The sequence below is a fragment of the Nocardia rhamnosiphila NBRC 108938 genome, from assembly GCF_000720425.1.
GTDB classification, from domain to species: domain Bacteria; phylum Actinomycetota; class Actinomycetes; order Mycobacteriales; family Mycobacteriaceae; genus Nocardia; species Nocardia rhamnosiphila.
This window is the reverse complement of record NZ_JOAJ01000006.1, coordinates 214,333-231,428: the sequence shown is the minus strand read 5'-3', so window position 1 is coordinate 231,428 and position 17,096 is coordinate 214,333. Positions and strand designations below refer to the sequence as shown.

Here is a 17,096-nt window from a genome sequence, read left to right as displayed (position 1 = left end):
TGTGGAAATGACGGATCAAGAGGGGAAGCCCCTGCTCTTCCTCGATGTCGATGGACCACTGATCCCGTTTGGCCAGGTACCTCTGAGTGCTTCGGGCCCGTCGTTCGCCCATGAACAGCACGACGAGGAAAACCCGCTCGCGGCACGAATCGATCCCGAACTCGGGCCGCTGCTCACCGCGCTGCCCTGTGAGCTGATATGGGCAACGACCTGGACTCATGAGGCCAACCGGTCCATCAGCCCGGTACTGGGTTTGCCGACGTTGGCCGTGCTGGATTGCCCGGACGAACAGGACGACCACATCGACGAATGGTTCGGGCTGCACTGGAAGACACGTGCCCTGGTCGAACTGGCTGCGGGCCGGCCGTTCATCTGGATCGACGACGAGATCGGCGACGGAGATAGGGAATGGGTGTCGGAACATCATCCCGGTCGAGCTCTTCTGTACCGCGTCGACCCACGAATGGGGCTACGGCCGACCGATCTCGACGCTGTCACCGAATGGCTCATGTCCACTGCAACACGGTGAGGGCAGTCGATGCGATCGGATACTCCCCGGCTCGGGACCAGATGCGAGGTGTTCACCAATGGAAGTTTCTTGGACGAGATCGCCGCGGTAAACATCGCTGACCAGCGATGATATCGAAGGCGCGTGTCCAGAAATGCATCGATTGATGAACGCGATGGCGGCGACCGGGCCGTCTGTTGGACGATCGGGAGGGTCCCATCCAACAGTGCCGCCGAGTCAGCACTTGGCGCCAGGTTGCCCTTGTCTTGCCTGAGCTGAAACTCCGCATCGATGTGACCTTCCACGACGGCGCGGCCTTCGATGCCGATGCCGTGGCCGAAAATCTCCACCGGGGCCAGAACGTGGAGGGGACAATAGGGATATGGACGAGATCGGTGGTGCGGAGGCCAGGGTCTGATGCGACCCCAGTCCACTACACCCGAGAGCCTGCGGGCGGCCGGTACACGGGAGATCACCGTGCGGGGCCGGCGGGCCCGCTACCTCGATGAGGGGGCGGGGGTCCCCGTACTGCTGATCCACGGGACCGCACGCAGCATCGAAGACTGGATCGAACAGCATCGGCTGCTCGCCGACCGCGGGCTGCGGGTCATCAGCGTGGATCTGGCCGGCTACGGAGAATCCGCTCCCCTGAGCGAGCGATACAGTCTTCCCGCGCTGGCGGGGTTCGTCGAAGACTTCCTCGACGCCCTGGAAATCGCGGAGCCGGCGCACGTGGTGGGCAACTCCTTGGGAGGTGCCATCGCCATGCAACTGGCCGCGCAAGCACCCGGCCGGGTTCGCTCGCTGGTCCTCGCCGCACCCGCCGGATTCGGCCGAGAAGTCGCCCTTTCGTTGCGGCTGCTCACGATCCCGCCGCTGGGCCGCCTGGTAACGCGCACGTGGAGTCCGCGCACCGCGCGGCGCCTGGAGAAGTCGTTGTTCTACGACGCCGCAATGGTGACCCCGGAACGGGTCCAACTCGGGTATCGCCTGGCCCGGCGTCCGGAGGGGACGCGGGTTCTCCTCGAAACCTTGACCTCGCTGGGTGGACCGAGGGGAGCACACGCCGGCTGGCGCACGACGCTACTCGACGTTATGGCCGATCGTGCCGTGCCCACGCTTATCGTCTGGGGCGACAAGGACCGTATCCTGCCCGTCACGCACCTCGACGCTGCCCGGACGCGCCTTCCACACATCCGCACCCACCTGTTCCGCGACACCGGGCATGTCCCACAGATCGAACGTGCCGACGAGTTCGCGGCCCTGGCAACCGAATTCTGGGCCGGCCTTTCACCAACGTAGCGAACCGATCGGGGGCCGGTATCCACCGGGACACACTGCCGTGCAGACCAGGACGGAACCGGCGGACCTCAGAGGAGAGGCTCCCGAGGGGTCGGAGGTGTCTCGAAACCCTTGGTAATGAGACAACAGTATGGTCGTGGCAACCACGTAGTAGGCGAATTGGGTACAACGACGAGGACGAACATCGCCATCGCCAGCAGGACCGCCAGCAGTCGTCCTTTGCCGGACCACTTATCGGCACCTCCGGAAACAGCCCCGTCGACCATGGCAGGCCCACCACCTCGCTCGTCGTGAACCGGTGGCAAGCCGGTCCGGGACAAATCCGCTGCTGAGGCCAGAGGGTATGCCACTCCAGACACTCGAGCCCGCAGCCGCGCGATGGCGTGCCGCCGTTACCTGTACCGGGCGCCCACGATCCCCTTATCGGGTTACAGGAAGGAGTTCGACGGCCGCTTCTACTGGTCCGGGGCCCCTGAGCCCCACACAGTACGAGCGGGCCCGCACCGATATCGTTCGACCGTGATCGCGCGCGGCCGGCCGTGGCCTCCCCGGCCGGCCGCGCGGACCGGCCTCAGTTGACCTGCCGGCCCTCGCCCCAGTACTGCGCCCGCAGCGCTTTCTTGTCCGGTTTACCGAGCGGGCTGACCGGAATGCTCTCGGCGAAATCGACGGTCTTCGGGGTGTAGACCGCGCCCTTGCGGTCCTTCACCAGCGCCTGTAGTTCCTCGACCGGCACCGACTGCCCGTCACGGAGGACGACGACCGCCTTGACCGCCTCACCCCACTTGTCGTCCGGCACACCGATCACGGCCGCGGCGCTCACCGCCGGATGCGCCGACAGCACATCCTCGACCTCACGCGGATACACATTGAACCCGCCGGAGACGATCATGTCCTTCTTCCGGTCGACGATGTAGAGGAAACCCTCCTCGTCCTGCCGGGCGATATCACCGGTGTGCAGCCAGCCGAATTCGGTGGCCTCGGCGGTCTGTTCGGGTTTGTTCAGGTATCCGTTCATCACCAGCGGACCGCGGACACACACCTCGCCCGGCTCGCCCTGAGGCACCTCGTTGCCCTTCTCGTCGAGCAGCGACACCGACAGCCACGGCACCGGACGGCCGCAACTGGCCAGTCGCTCCGGCTTGTTCAGGTCGTGGTCGCCGCGGCGCAGCACCGAGATGGTCATCGGGCTCTCGGCCTGACCGTAGAACTGGAAGAAGATGGGACCGAACTTCTCGATGGCCTCGGCCAGCCGGGTCGGGGAGATCGCGGAGGCGCCGTAGAACACCGTCTGCAGACTGGACAGGTCGTACTTGTCGAGGTCGGGGCTGTCCAGCAGTGCGTAGAGCATGGTGGGCACCAGCATGGTCGCGGTGATCTTGTACTTCTCGATCGCCTCGAGCACCTTGGCCGGGTGGAAATACGGCAGCACCACGATGGAACCACCCTGCTGGGCGGTGGGACCCCAGAACGCGGCGCCCGCGTGGCTCAGCGGGGTGCACACCAGGAACCGGACCTCGTCGGGCCACTCCCATTCGGTCATCTGGATGCGCAGCATGGTGGTGCTGCCGCGGAAGCTCATCTCCACGCCCTTGGGCTTACCGGTGGTGCCGCCGGTATAGGCCAGGCTCATGGTCGCGTTGGGATCCACCTGCGGACCGCGCACCCGCTCGGGGGTGAACCCGGCGGCCAGTTCGATGAGGTCGGTCCCCGCCTCGGAGGGGCCGAACGAGAACAGGTTCCGCAGCCCGGGCACCTTGTCCCGCAACTGCGCGGCACGTTCGTCGAAACCGCTCGGGTCGTAGATCAGGGTTTCCACGCCCGCGTCCTCGAGGACGTAGGCGTGGTCGTCGAGCGAGCCCATGGGATGCAGCGCCATGGCCCGCGACCCGTTCACATTGTTGGCGCCCTGGGCGAAGATCACCTCCGGCCGGTTGGCCGAGAGCACCGCCACCGGGGAGCCCACACCGAGGCCGGCCGAGGCCAGCGCCTGGGCGAACCGGCTGATCTGATCGCGCACGTCGCGGTAGGTCAGGGTGGCGTCGTCGATATGGACCGCGGTGCGGTCGGCATAACGCTCGAGAGCTTTGCCCAGCAGGTCCACCGCCAGCGGCTCGCGGTGCAGCAGGGCGGCGTCGTCGACGTGCGGTTCAGTGTTCATTCGTCTGCCTTTCGGGCCGGCCCGTCCGAGCGGCCCAGTGGAAATCGACCGGTGCTCCGGCGCGGTCCCCGGGCCGCGGGCACCGCCACATGGCGCCGCGGCCCGGGAACCACCCACGGGGCTCGCAAACCGCGAAAACTATAACACGTTCTACTTTATTTCCGAGGCAGATCCACCGGACCCGGCCGTCCCGGCGAGAGCGGACCGGCACGCCTCCACATAACCGCGCACCAACGGCCGGATATCGTCACGCCGCCAGGCCAGGGCCAGCTCACTCGGGCTCACCCCGTGGACCGGCCGCACCACCACGCCCTCGTGGGCGACCAGCGGCGCGTTCCCCGCCGCCAGCAACACCACCCCGTCACCGCCGCGCACCGCTTCGTAGGTCTCCTCGGTACTCGAGATCTCACCGCCGATGATCGGGGGCCGGCCGCCGCGCTCGTCGATGGCGAGGAAATAGTCCCGCAGCGTCCGGGCCGATTCCGGGAGTGCCAGGAACGGTTCGTCCAGCAGCTCCGCGAATGCCACGACGTCGCAACGGGCGAGGCGATGGGATTCGGGCAGCGCGACCACCCGCGGTTCGCGCGCCACCACCACCCATTCGTACCGGTCGGCACCGGCCAGCGGCAGCCAGACGAACGCCACATCGGTGGATCCATCGGCCAGCCCGGCGGTCGGATCGAGCCAGCCGATCTGGCGCAGGACGGGTTTGGCGGCGGGATGGGCCGCCGCGAATCGGGCCCGCACCGCCGGGAGCAGGCCACGCCCCGGACTGGTACTGATGCCGATGGCCAGGGTGGCCCGTTGGCCGGCCTTGGCGGCTTCCACATCGATATGCGCCGCAGCCCACGCGGCCAGCAGCCGCCGCGCATGCGGTAGCAGCGCCTCCCCCACCGGAGTGAGCCGCACCGAACGCCCGTCCCGATCGAACAGCGGCGCGCCCAATTGCTGTTCGAGCGCCCGGATCTGCTTGCTCAGCGCGGGCTGGGAGACGAACAGGCTCTCGGCGGCGCGGGTGAAATTCAGCTGCTCGGCGACCGCCGCGAAGTAGCGCAGGTCCCGTCCGTGCACGTCCATAACCAACGGTTATCACAGCCGGTCTTGGACATCATCTCGGCGCGAGATCAAGATCTTTCTCGTCACACGAACCGAGGAGAACGCAGTGAGCAATCCGAAGATCTGGCTGGTGACCGGAGCGAGCAGCGGCTTCGGCCGCGCAATCACCCGGGCGGCGATCGAGGCCGGCGATACCGTCATCGCGGTGGCACGCCGCACCGCCGCCCTCGACGACCTCGTCGCCGCCCACCCCGACCAGGTGGAAGCGCTGGCGCTCGATGTCACCGATACCGAGCGCATCGAGACGGCGGTCGCCGATATCGTCGCCCGCTACGGCCGGATCGATGTGCTGGTCAACAATGCGGGCCGCACCCAGGTGGGCGCGGTCGAGGAAACCACCGACCGCGAACTGCGCGACCTGTTCGACCTGCACTTCTTCGGACCCGCCGCGCTCACCCGCGCGGTGCTACCGCAGATGCGCGCCCAGCGGTCCGGCGCGATCGTCATGATGAGCAGCGTCGGCGGGCAGCTGTCGTTCGCGGGCTTCTCCGCCTACAGCGCCACCAAATTCGCGCTGGAAGGGTTCGCCGAGGCGCTGGCCGCGGAGGTCGCGCCGTTCGGGATCGATGTTCTGGTCGTCGAACCGGGCGCGTTCCGCACCGGGCTCTTCGGGCCCGGAGCGGCCTATTTCAGCGCCGAGAACGAGGTCTACGCCGAAACGGCGGGCGCCACCCGGCGCATGGTGGAGACCGGCGACGGTGCCCAGCCCGGCGACCCCGCCAAGGCGGCCGCCGCCATCCGGGCCGCACTGGACGCCGAACACACACCCCGGCGCCTGCCGCTGGGCGAGGATGCCGTGGACGGGATACTGAACCATCTCGACGCGGTGCGCGCCGAGGTCACGGAATGGGAAAAGGTCACCCGGGCCACGGCTTTCGATTGAGCTTCCGCCCGAGAGTGCACGGCGAGAAACCCGGCACCCCGGATGGCGCGGCACTCGTCGGTGATAGCCCGCTCACATACACCGGTCGCAGCCGATAGGTGGACCGGGGCGGGTGTTCCCGCGCCGCCGGTCCGCCCCGATCGGGTACAGAACCCGCCCCGAATCCGGGAACGAGGGGCGGACTCCGCTCGGCACCCGCGGGATCAGTCCCGCGTGACCGTCCCGTCCACCCGACGCCAGATCCCGAGCGGGTTCTCCGTCCGGATCTCGTCGGCAAGCAGTTCCTCCGGCACATTCTGGTAACTCACCGGACGCAGAAAACGTTCGATGGCGAGAGTCCCCACCGAGGTGGTGGCCGGGGCCGTGGTCGCCGGGAAGGGACCGCCGTGCACCACCGCGTGCCCGACCTCGACACCGGTGGGCCAGCCGTCGAAGAGCACCCGGCCCGCGATCAGCTCCAGTTCCCCGAGCAGCGGCCGGGCGATCTCCCGGTCGGCAGCGGTGGCGTGCACGGTGGCCGTGAGCTGGCCCTCCAGCTCACCGGCCAGCGCCAGCAGTTCCGCGGTATCGGCGGCGCGCACGATGATCGAACTCGGCCCGAACACCTCGTCCTGGAGTGCGCGGTCGGCCCGGAAACGCTCGGCGGTGGTGACGAACAGATGCGGATCGCCGGAACAACTCGTCGCGCCCGCGGTCCCGGTGGCGGCCAGCCGCACTCCCGCGGCGCCGGTCAGGCGCTCGACACCGGCGGTGAACGACGCCGCGATCCCCTTGTTCAGCATGGGCGCACCGGAGGCCGCACCGATCGCCTCGGTGGCCGCCGCCACGAATTCGTCGGCGCCGGGCCCGTCGGCCAGGAAGACCAGACCCGGGCTGGTGCACAACTGCCCGACGCCGGTGGTCAGCGAGGCGACGAATTCCGCGCCCAGGCTCGCGCCGCGTTCGGCCAGCGCGTCCGGCAGCACGAACACCGGGTTCACGCTGGACATTTCGGCGTACACCGGGATCGGTACCGGCCGGGCCGCGGCGGCCGCGGCCAGCGCCAGACCGCCCTGCCGGGACCCGGTGAAGCCCACCGCGCGGATATGCGGATCGCGGACCAGCGCGAGGCCGGTTTCCACACCACCGTGCACCAGCGCGAAGGTCCCCTCCGGCAGATCGTGCGCCCGGACTGCCGCGAGCACCGCGCGCGCCACCAGTTCGGAGGTGCCGGGATGGGACGGATGCGCCTTGACGACCACCGGGGCGCCCGCCGCGAGCGCGGAGGCGGTGTCACCGCCCGCGACGGAGAAGGCCAGCGGGAAGTTGCTGGCGGCGAAGACCGCCACCGGTCCCACCGGGATACGGCGCTGGCGTAGATCGGGTTTCGGCAGCGGCGTCCGTGCCGGATCGGGCCGGTCGAGACGGGCGCCGGTCCAGCTGCCCTCCCGCACCACCTCGGCGAACAGCCGCAACTGCCCGGTGGTGCGGCCGATCTCGCCGCGGATACGCGCCTCCGGCAGGCCGGATTCGGCGATCGCCCGCTGCGCCAGGGCCTCCCCGAGGTTCTCGATCTCGGTGGCGATACCGTCCAGGAACGCGGCGCGCCGGGTGAGGTCGGTGGCGCGATATTCCGCGAAGGCCGACCATGCCGCGGTCGCGGCCCGCGCGACGGTGGCGGCGTCGGCTTCGTGGAACTCCGGTTCGAGCGTGGCGCCGGTCGCCGGGTTCACCGCACGGAAAGCACCGGTGGTGCCGGGAACTTCGATGCCACCGAGCAGGTTCGCGCCGGTGAGGTGTTCGGTTTCGGTACTGGTCATCAGCTCACCTTCTTCACGAGATCGGCCAGTTCGGCGAGTTCGGTCTCGTCGAGATCGGTCAGCGGGCTGCGCACCGGGCCCGCCGGGCGGCCCATGACCTTCATCCCCGCCTTGATGATGCTCACTGCGTAGCCGGGTTTGCGATTGCGCAGGTCGCAGTACGGGATCACGAATTCGTTCAGCGCGTTCAGCACGAAGGTGGTGTCGCCGCGGCGCAGGGCGCGGTAGAAGTCGAGCGCGAACTCCGGGACGAAGTTGTAGATCGCCGAGGAATAGGTGGTCACGCCCAGCGCCAGGTACGGCAGCGCGAACATCTCCGCGGTGGGCAGGCCGCCGACGTAGATGAGCCGGTCGCCGACCCCGGCGTAGATCCGGGTCATCTGTTCGATATTGCCGATACCGTCCTTGAACCCGATCAGGTTGGGGCAGCGCTCGGCGAGCTCGGCGACGGCGGATTCGGAGTAGGCGGCGTTGGCGCGCGAGTAGATGACGACGCCCAGCTCGGTGGCTGCGCAGACCTGACGCACATGGTCGACCAGGCCCTCCTGGCTCGCCTCGGTGAGGTAGGGCGGCAGCAGCAGGATGCCGCTCGCGCCGGCGCGCTCCGCGGCGCGCGCCATCTCGACGGCGGTCGCGGTGCCGTATCCGGCGGGGGCGATGACCGGCAGTCCGTCCGGCGCCTCTTGTACAGCGGCGGTCACCACCTGTTCGACCTCGGCCGGGGTGAGGGAGAAGAATTCGCCGGTGCCGCCCGCGGCGAACAGACCGGACGCGTCGTACTGGCCGAGCCAGGCGATGTTGTCCCGATAGGCGGCCTCGTCGAACGAGCCGTCGGCGCGCAGGTGGGTGACCGGGAAGGACAGAAGGCCGGAGCCCAGCTTCCGGGCGATTTCCTGGGGAGGGGCAGTGGTCATGGCGTGCGCTCCTGTTCGAGGGTGACCTGCTGCCCTCACCCTAGGAAGCCCTATGATTCACGTCCAACACTGATTACATATCTATCAATACAAGGTCGGTATCGGATGTTCACTTTTGTCCAGCTCACCCATTTCGTCGCCGTGGCCGAGGAGCTGCACTTCGGCCGGGCGGCGGAACGCCTTCGGATGACGCAGCCGCCACTGAGCCGGCAGATCCAGCTCCTGGAGAAGGAGGTCGGCGCGGAACTGTTCGACCGATCCAATCGCACCGTGAAGCTCACCCGCGCCGGTCGCGCCTTCCTCCTCGACGCCCGGCGGCTGCTCCAGCAGGCCGAGCGGGCCACCCTCGCGGTGCGCCGGGTCTCGGCCGGAACCGGAGGCGTGCTGCGCCTGGGATTCACCGGGGCGAGCGTGCACTCCGGGTTGCCGCGAGTGCTCGCCGCGGCCCGGACGGCGCTACCCGATGTCGATGTGGAACTGCGCGAAATGGTGACCATGGACCAGGTGGAGGCGCTCTCGGAGGGAGCACTCGATCTGGGCATGGTCCGGCCGCCGATCACCCGGCCGGACCTGACGACCCGCACCTTCGTGCGCGAGGGACTGATCGCGGCGCTGCCCGCGGACCACGCGCTGGCGGCCGAGACGGGACCGATCCCGGTGACCGCACTGCACGGCGTGGAGATGGTGATGCACGCGCCGGTCGAGGCACGGTACTTCCACGATCTGATCACCACCGTGCTGCACGCGGCGGCCGTGATCCCGGTGATCACGCAGTACATGACCCAGATCCACAGCATCCTGGCGCTGGTGAATCTGGGCTGGGGCGTGGCGCTGGTGCCCGAATCGGCCACCGGTATGCGGTTCGACCAGGTGGTCTACCGCCCGCTGGAGGGGGTGCGGACCCAGGTGGAGCTGGATCTGGTGTGGCGCCACGGCAACGAGAACCCGGCCTTCACCCGGCTGATGACGGAATTGACGGAGGCAGGCGAAAGCACCCCCGCCGCCTCCGATACCTTTCCTGTATTTATTCATCCGTAATTGGTGTTGGACCGGAATCACCCGAGGTCTTTACATTCAGTGCTTGTGAGGCGAGTCACCGGGCCTCAGACGTATTCCCACGGCACTGCGTAGCGCGGTGGTGGTTCGACCGAAAGGAGTGGACGATGTCGTTCACTCGGCAGCCGACTGCGGAACTGGAAATGGCCGTGTCGAAGTTCTTTCGACGCGTCGTACCGCTGTTCATCATCATGTTGATCTGCAACCAGATCAACCGCTCGAATATCGGCTACGCCCGCGAATACCTGGAGGCCGACGTCGGCATCGGCGCCGCCGCCTACGGCTTCGGGGCAGGCGTCTTCTTCATCGCCTACGCACTGTTCGAATTGCCGAGCAATGTGATGATGGAAAAGTACGGGGCACGCATCTGGCTCACCCGCATCATGGTCAGCTGGGGGCTCGTCTCGGCCGCCATGATGTTCGTCCAGAACGCGACCATATTCTACGTACTGCGCTTCCTGCTCGGTGCGGCGGAGGCCGGGTTCTTCCCCGCGGTCATTTTCTACCTGGCCAAATGGCTTCCCAACAGCCACCGCGGCCGGGCCACGGCGCTGTTCGTCGCCGGATCGTCGGTGGCCGCGGCCATCTCCGGACCGCTGTCCGGTCCGCTGCTTTCGCTCGACGACGCCCTCGGACTGCACGGATGGCAATGGCTGTTCGGCATCGAGGGCGCGGTATCGGTGATCGTCGGCGTCATCGCCTTCTTCTTCCTCGATTCCCATATCAAGGATGCGAAATGGCTGACCGCGGGCGAGAAGAAAGCCCTCGTCGACACCATTTCCGCCGAGGAGATCGACAAGGCCGCCAACTCCGGGGTCTCGCATCGGGCCTCCCGGTGGCGCATGCTGCTCGATCCGAAGCTGCTGCTCTTCTGCTGGATCTACTTCGCCATTCAGCTGTCCATCTACGCGAACACTTTCTGGCTGCCCTCGATCATCCGCCGGATCGACGGCGTGAACGATATAACCGTCGGCCTGCTCTCCTCGCTGCCCTGGATCTGCGCGGTGGTCGCCATGTACGCCTCGGCGCGCATCGGCGACCGCACCGGCAACCGCCGGCCCCTACTCATCATCGCGCTGCTCACCGCAGCGGTCGGCACCTACCTCGCCGCGATCGCGTCCCCGTGGCTCGCCCTGGTCTTCCTGTGCGTTGCCGCCATGGGCTTCAAGAGCGCCAGCCCGCTGTTCTGGTCCATCCCCCAGTCCGGACTGCATCCGCTGGTCCTGGCGCCCGCCATCGCCATCATCAACTCCCTCGGCAACCTCGGCGGTTTCGTGGCCCCGTACGGATTCGGCCTGATCAAATCGGCCACCGGTGAGGTCACCTGGGGTCTGTACGCCCTCGCCGCCGCCTCCGTACTCGCCGCCGCCTCGGTCCTGCTCATCCGCCGATCGCACGGAGCGAACAGCGACACCGCCACGCCGGTCACCGCGGACACCGATACCGCCGGCACCCGTTCGGTCCCGGCGGCCACCCCAGCCCCCGCCGGCACCGCCGCAGTCACCACTCTGGAGAAGCGTTCATGACCACCCGCACCCCCCGCGTCACCGAGATGCGCGTCGTGCCCATTGCCGGCCACGACAGCATGCTGCTCAACCTCAGCGGCGCGCACGCCCCCCACTTCACCCGCAACCTGGTGATCCTCACCGATTCGGATGGTCGCACCGGGGTCGGCGAGGTGCCCGGCGGCGAGCGGATCCGCACCACGCTCACCGACGCCCGGGAACTGGTGATCGGCCGCGGCGTCGGTGAGTACCACGCCGTTCTCACCGATATCCGGCGTACCTTCGCCGCCCGCGATGAGGGCGGGCGGGGAAACCAGACCTTCGATCTGCGGGTCACGGTGCACGCGGTGACGGCGGTCGAATCGGCGCTGCTCGACCTGCTCGGGCAGCATCTGGAGGTTCCGGTCGCGGCCCTGCTCGGCGAGGGCGTGCAGCGGGACCGGGTGCCCGCACTCGGCTATCTCTTCTTCGTCGGTGACCGCACGCGCACCGACCTCCCCTACAGGTCCGGTACCGACGAACCCGCGGACGCCGACGAGTGGATGCGCCTGCGCCACGAACAGGCCCTCACCCCGGATTCGGTGGTGGCCCTGGCCCGGGCCGCGCGCGCACGCTACGGTTTCCGCGATTTCAAGCTGAAGGGCGGTGTGCTGCCGGGGCCCGAGGAGGCCGTCGCGGTGCGCGCCCTCGCCGAGGAGTTCCCGGATGCCCGGATCACCCTCGACCCCAACGGTGGCTGGCTACTGCGCGAAGCGGTACCGCTGTGCCGGGAACTCACCGATGTCCTCGCCTATGCCGAGGACCCGGTCGGCCCGGAGGGGTCGTTCTCCGGCCGGGAGGTGATGGCCGAGTTCAAACGGGCCACCGGCCTGCCGACGGCGACCAATATGATCGCCACCGATTGGCGCGAACTGGGGCACACCGTCCGGACCGGGGCGGTCGATATCCCGCTGGCCGATCCGCATTTCTGGACCATGGCGGGATCGGTGCGCGTCGCCCAGCTCTGCGACGCCTGGGGGCTGACCTGGGGCTCGCATTCGAACAACCATTTCGATGTCTCGCTGGCCATGTTCACCCATGTCGCGGCGGCGGCGCCCGGTGCGATCACCGCCATCGATACGCACTGGATCTGGCAGGACGGCCAGCGAATCACCCGGGATCCCTACCGGATCGTCGACGGTGAACTGGCTCTCCCACAGCGCCCGGGCCTCGGTATCGATCTCGACGAGGAGCGGGTGGCCGCCGCGCACGAGCTCTACCTGCGCGAGGGGCTGGGCGAGCGCAATGACGCGGCGACCATGCAGTACCTCATCCCCGGCTGGCAGTTCGACAGCAAGCGCCCCGCGCTGAGCCGCTGAGGCATTCCGGGCCCGGCTTCCCCGACGGGAGCCGGGCCCGTCCGCGCGCTCGCCCGCTCCCCGTGGACCCGTCCGGAGTTCACCGGGCCGACGCCTCCCGCTGTTAGGCTCCGCCCGGTGGGCTCCGGTATGGGTAGTGCGTTCCAGGATCGCGTCGGTGCGGCGCTCGAGGTGAACCTGCAGCGGTCGCTGAACCCCGAACTCGTCGATCTCGCCGACCCGGCCGCGGGCGTACGCTTCCCGGTGCGCGGCCTGGCGGTGACGCCGTTCGGCACTCTGCACGCCGGGGCCCTCGGCGCGATCATCGAACTCGCCGCGTACCTGGCGGTCGCACCGACGCTGGCCGCCGACGAGCATGCCGTGACCACCTCCATCGCCACCCAGTTCGTGCGGGCGGCGCCCGCCGAGCACTGGGTGACGGTTCGTGGCGAACTGACCAGGCGTGCCCGCCGAATCGCTTTCGTCGTCGTCACGGCGACCCTGGACGGCACCGATCAGGTGATCGCGACCGGCCAGGTCACCAAATCGGTGGTTTCTGCCTGACTTCCGCTCGTGTGTGAGTCCGTACTTGCGTCCGATAAACCGGGATCGTTAATATCCCTGTTATGAAAATGGGCGAGGGCGTCGAGTGGAGCCTGCACTGCTGCGTCACCTTGGCCTGGCTGGACGACCGATGGCCCGTGCCGATCGCCCGGCTGGCCACCTGGTTCGACCTGCCGGTGGAGTACCTGAAGAAACGGCTGCAGGCGCTGGTCCGCGCCGGGATCCTCACCTCCACCCCCGGCGTACGCGGCGGCTTCGGCCTGGCCCGGCCCCCGGAACGGATCACCCTGCTCGATGTGGTCACCGCCGTCGAAGGCGGGGTGGACCCGTTCCGGTGCACCGAGATCCGGCAGCGCGGCGGCAGCGGTCGCAGCGCGGGCGCGGAGTTCACCCGCCCGTGCGGAATCTCGCTGGCCATGCGCCGCGCGGAACTGGCGTGGCGGCGGGAACTCGCCGCGCAGACCATCGCCGACCTCGCCGCCGAGGCCCCGGCGTCCGCGGCCGAGCGCACCCGGCGCGACTTCGCGAACCCCTGATCTCACGGCAGGTCCGGCCCCCTTCCCGGGCACCGGACATGCCACGGGCCGTCAATAGAGACATTTACTATCCCGATTGATCCTGAGGAGGATGACATGTCCGGAATCGTGGTGCTGGGCGGTGGTTTCGCCGGGGTGTGGAGCGCCGCGGGCGCGGTCCGGCTCGCCCGCACGGCGGGACGCGACCTACCCGTCACCCTGATCGACCCCGGTGACGATCTGGTGATCCGGCCCCGCCTCTACCAGGCCGATCCCGACCGCATGCGGGTCTCGCTGGACCGGATCCTCGGGCCGGTCGGGGTACGCCGGATCGCGGGCACCGCGACCGCGGTGCATACCGCGGACCGGACCGTGACCGTCGTCGGGCGAGACGGCGAGACCGCCGAGATCCCCTGGGACCAGTTGATTCTCGCGACCGGTAGCCGGCTCGTCCGGCCCGCCCTGCCGGGTGCCGAACTGCTCCACAATGTGGACACCCTCCCGGCTGCCGCAGCGCTGGACGCGCACCTGCGCCGTCTCCCGGAGCTGCCGGCCGGTCCGGGCCGCTTCACCGCCGTGGTCGTCGGAGCGGGCTTCACCGGGCTCGAAATAGCGACCGAATTGGTGGACCGGCTCGGCGCGCTCGCCGCGACCGAGGCAGCGACCGAGCAGATCCGGGTCGTACTGGTGGAGCGGGCCGATACGGTCGGTCCCGAACTCGGCCCCGGCCCCCGGCCCCGGATCCTCGAAGCCCTGGCAACCCTCGGTGTGGAGCAACACCTGGGTATGAGCCTGAACATGGTGGAACCGGACGGCGTCACACTATCCGACGGCACCCGTCTCGCGGCTCGTACGGTGGTGTGGACCGCCGGGGTACAGGCGAGTCCGCTCACCGCCGATATCCCCGCCGAGCGCGACCGATCGGGCCGGTTGGCGGTGGACGAGCAGCTCCGGGTACTCGGAGTTCCCGGTGTGTACGCGGCCGGTGATACCGCGGCGGCGCACGCCGAGCCGGGGCACCCGGTACTGCAGTGTTGCCAGCACGCGGTGCAACTCGGGAAATTCGCGGGCCACAACGCCGCCGCCGAGTTGTTCGGGCTCCCGGCCGTACCGTTCACGCCGGCGCCCTACGTCACCTGCCTCGATCTCGGCTCCGCCGGAGCGGTGTTCACCCAGGGCTGGGACAGGCAGGTGGCTGCGACGGGCGAGGCCGCCAAGGTACGTAAGCGCAAGGTGAACGAGTGGTGGATCTACCCGCCCACCGACGACCCCGGCGAACTGCTCCGGCAGGCCGACTACCGCTTCTCGCTCCGCGACATCCCCACCCCGTTCCCCTGAACCGAGCCGTGCGCCGAGCCGCTCGGTTTCGGCCGGTCGCGGCTCGGTGGAAATCGTTCGACGATACCGGGCTGCAACCCACCGCGCCCGCGAGGCGTTCACGCTGGTCAACACCGTGGAGAGACCTGGAATCCCCCCCTGCATGCCGGCCGGGCGCGGCTGCTCAGCCGGTCGGGACCAGCTGTTTCTCGGCGGCCGCCGCGGCGGGTAGATGCGACCGGGAGTGCCGGACGATCACCGCGGTTCCCGACAGTGCCACCAGCACGAGCCCGCCGAGCAGCACCGGGTAGCCGGCCGCCGGGCTGAGCAGACTCAGCAGGGACGGCAACAGGAAGCCCAGGTAGGCCAGGGCGTAGTAGACGCCGGTGAGCGCGGCCAGTTCCTCCGGTGCGGCCAGCCGCTGCACCTCGAGCAGGCCGGAGACCAGCGCGATCCCGTACGCGCATCCCAGGGCGAGGGCGGCGGCCAGGGCCGGCACGGGCGAACGAACGATCGCGGCCAGCGCGCTGATCACCAGCCCGGCCGACATGACAGACATGGCCACCGCCACGGCTCGCGCGCTGGTGGTCCGGTCCAGCCGTTTGGCGAGCGGCTGGACCAGGACGCCGACCGTGAGTGTGGCGACGGTGAGGGTGGTCGAGTACAGCAGACCCCATTGCCCGACGCGGTCGCCGACGAGCTGCGGCATCACCGCGTAGGCCACACCGGCGGAGCCGAAGATCCACGGCGCCATCGGCAGGACCACCCGCCGGAACCGCGGATGCCGCACACCGGAGAATCGTCCGGGCGCACCCGTCCCGGCCGGCAACGTCTCGGGCGCCCGCATCACGGCGGGCAGTACCGCGGCGGCGAGCAGCGCGTGCACGACATAGGGCAGCACCATCGGCGCCGGGCCCCACTGGGCGAGGACCCCCGCGACACCCGCGCCGAAGCCGAAACCGAGCGTCAACCAGAGTGCGGCCCGCCGGGCACCGGCCGCCGGAGCGTGCCCGGCCCGGACGGCGAGTTCGGTGGTCCAGGTGGTGCCCACCGCCATGGCCACGGCCACCCCGAAACCGGTGATCAACCGGCCGATCGCGATCCACCCGACACTGAACACCCCGGCCGCCAGGAGCGGACTGGCCACCAGGGAGGCCACCACCCCCGCGACCGCCACCGGGCGCCGCCCGAACCGCGCGGAGAGACCGCCGCTGAGCAGCAGGCCCGGCACCAGACCGAGGACGTAGGCGCCGAGCAACGCGTTCACCAGGAGCGCGGAGTAACCCTCGTCCCGGTACATCACCAGCAGCGGCGTGAACTGGTTACCGCCCCAGGCGCAGACGAAGATCGCCGCCACCGCCGCGTGCCACGCACCCTGCCTCATCGCCGGTGGGTTCCGTCCAGATGCGCGCGCAGGGCGGTGGTGAAGGCGGACTGGTCACCCGATTCGATAATGGCGACCAGTTCGTCGTGCTGCCGCAGGACGACGGGTATGAGGTCGGGTACCGGACCGAGCGCGGCCACGTTCATCCGGCGCTGCCGGTCGGCGAGCCCGGTGTAGAAGCGGATCAGCAGCGCGTTGCCGCCCGCCGCGACCAGGGTGCGGTGGAAGAGTTCGTCCGCCTCGGCGAAGGCGTCGATATCACCGGCTTCGGCGTACCCGCGCTGGACCTCGAGCGCGTCGCGCAACCTGTCGACAGCGGCGGGAACCCGCTCGGGCGTGCGGAGCAGGCGGCGGACCGCCGCGGTTTCGACGGCTTCCCGGGCGTCCAGTACGTCCTCGGCCTCGCCCGGTGGGACCGGTGCGACGATGGCGCCGCGTTTGGGCACCAGGGTCAGTAGTTCCTCGGCCTGTAGCCGCACGAACGCCTCCCGGACCGGAGTCCGGCTCAACCCCAGCCGACCGGCGATCTCGGTTTCGCTGAAGAGGTGCCCACCCGGCAGTTCACCGGACAGGACGAGTTCCTTGGTGAGCCGGTAGGCCCGATCCGCTGCACTCTGCCCGGGCGTCTCGGCCGGGTACGACGATGTCCGCACGCAGCCACTCTAGCTCATAGATGCAAGCTTGCATGCAAGCATGCACTCAGCGGGGACCCGAGCCACCACCGCGCGGCATGCC

General features: G+C 69.1%; 15 protein-coding genes. 9 read left to right on the top strand and 6 right to left on the bottom strand.

The window, feature by feature from the left end:
* Positions 1-7: 7 nt before the first annotated feature.
* The gene (locus IG75_RS0122010) at positions 8-529 is read left to right on the top strand and encodes an HAD domain-containing protein (protein ID WP_030523042.1); all 522 of its coding nucleotides are present in this window, start codon (positions 8-10) and stop codon (positions 527-529) included.
* A gap of 396 nt (positions 530-925) precedes the next feature.
* The gene (locus IG75_RS0122005; RefSeq protein WP_051714799.1) at positions 926-1,810 is read left to right on the top strand and encodes an alpha/beta fold hydrolase; all 885 of its coding nucleotides are present in this window, start codon (positions 926-928) and stop codon (positions 1,808-1,810) included.
* 571 nt (positions 1,811-2,381) lie between these two features.
* Here the strand turns inward: IG75_RS0122005 and IG75_RS0122000 are convergent.
* On the bottom strand, positions 2,382-3,971 hold the full coding sequence (locus IG75_RS0122000; protein WP_030523044.1) for an AMP-binding protein: 1,590 nt from the start codon (positions 3,969-3,971) through the stop codon (positions 2,382-2,384).
* A gap of 150 nt (positions 3,972-4,121) precedes the next feature.
* The gene (locus IG75_RS0121995; protein WP_036514818.1) at positions 4,122-5,048 is read right to left on the bottom strand and encodes a LysR family transcriptional regulator; all 927 of its coding nucleotides are present in this window, start codon (positions 5,046-5,048) and stop codon (positions 4,122-4,124) included.
* A gap of 85 nt (positions 5,049-5,133) precedes the next feature.
* On the opposite strand from IG75_RS0121995, the gene IG75_RS0121990 reads away from it, so the two are divergent.
* Complete coding sequence (locus tag IG75_RS0121990; protein ID WP_030523046.1) at positions 5,134-5,970, top strand: oxidoreductase; 837 nt, start codon at positions 5,134-5,136, stop codon at positions 5,968-5,970.
* A gap of 203 nt (positions 5,971-6,173) precedes the next feature.
* Here the strand turns inward: IG75_RS0121990 and IG75_RS0121985 are convergent, their stop codons facing one another.
* Both IG75_RS0121985 and kdgD read right to left on the bottom strand, forming a co-directional pair.
* The gene (locus tag IG75_RS0121985) at positions 6,174-7,769 is read right to left on the bottom strand and encodes an aldehyde dehydrogenase (NADP(+)) (protein WP_030523047.1); all 1,596 of its coding nucleotides are present in this window, start codon (positions 7,767-7,769) and stop codon (positions 6,174-6,176) included.
* Positions 7,769-8,683, bottom strand: coding sequence for a 5-dehydro-4-deoxyglucarate dehydratase (kdgD, locus tag IG75_RS0121980; protein ID WP_030523048.1), 915 nt, complete (start codon positions 8,681-8,683; stop codon positions 7,769-7,771). The genes IG75_RS0121985 and kdgD overlap by 1 nt, the downstream gene beginning before the upstream one ends.
* A gap of 105 nt (positions 8,684-8,788) precedes the next feature.
* Between kdgD and IG75_RS0121975 the strand changes: the two genes are divergently transcribed.
* From IG75_RS0121975 to IG75_RS0121950, 6 genes are all read left to right on the top strand, one after another.
* Positions 8,789-9,721: a LysR substrate-binding domain-containing protein gene (locus tag IG75_RS0121975; protein WP_030523049.1), complete on the top strand. Its 933-nt coding sequence runs from the start codon at positions 8,789-8,791 to the stop codon at positions 9,719-9,721.
* A gap of 125 nt (positions 9,722-9,846) precedes the next feature.
* Complete coding sequence (locus IG75_RS0121970; protein WP_030523050.1) at positions 9,847-11,265, top strand: MFS transporter; 1,419 nt, start codon at positions 9,847-9,849, stop codon at positions 11,263-11,265.
* Entirely contained in the window at positions 11,262-12,602 is a 1,341-nt protein-coding gene (gene gudD, locus IG75_RS0121965; RefSeq protein ID WP_030523051.1) for a glucarate dehydratase, read from the top strand. Before IG75_RS0121970 ends, gudD begins: the two co-directional genes overlap by 4 nt.
* 117 nt (positions 12,603-12,719) lie before the next feature.
* On the top strand, positions 12,720-13,145 hold the full coding sequence (locus IG75_RS0121960; protein ID WP_156059050.1) for a PaaI family thioesterase: 426 nt from the start codon (positions 12,720-12,722) through the stop codon (positions 13,143-13,145).
* 62 nt (positions 13,146-13,207) lie between these two features.
* Positions 13,208-13,681: an RrF2 family transcriptional regulator gene (locus IG75_RS0121955; RefSeq protein WP_030523053.1), complete on the top strand. Its 474-nt coding sequence runs from the start codon at positions 13,208-13,210 to the stop codon at positions 13,679-13,681.
* Positions 13,682-13,777: 96 nt separating this feature from the next.
* Entirely contained in the window at positions 13,778-14,998 is a 1,221-nt protein-coding gene (locus IG75_RS0121950) for an NAD(P)/FAD-dependent oxidoreductase (protein ID WP_030523054.1), read from the top strand.
* 163 nt (positions 14,999-15,161) lie between these two features.
* On the opposite strand, the gene IG75_RS0121945 is transcribed toward IG75_RS0121950, so the two are convergent.
* Together IG75_RS0121945 and IG75_RS0121940 are read right to left on the bottom strand one after the other, a co-directional pair.
* Entirely contained in the window at positions 15,162-16,361 is a 1,200-nt protein-coding gene (locus tag IG75_RS0121945) for an MFS transporter (protein WP_030523055.1), read from the bottom strand.
* Entirely contained in the window at positions 16,358-17,014 is a 657-nt protein-coding gene (locus IG75_RS0121940) for a GntR family transcriptional regulator (RefSeq protein WP_051714798.1), read from the bottom strand. Before IG75_RS0121940 ends, IG75_RS0121945 begins: the two co-directional genes overlap by 4 nt.
* Positions 17,015-17,096 lie beyond the last annotated feature (82 nt).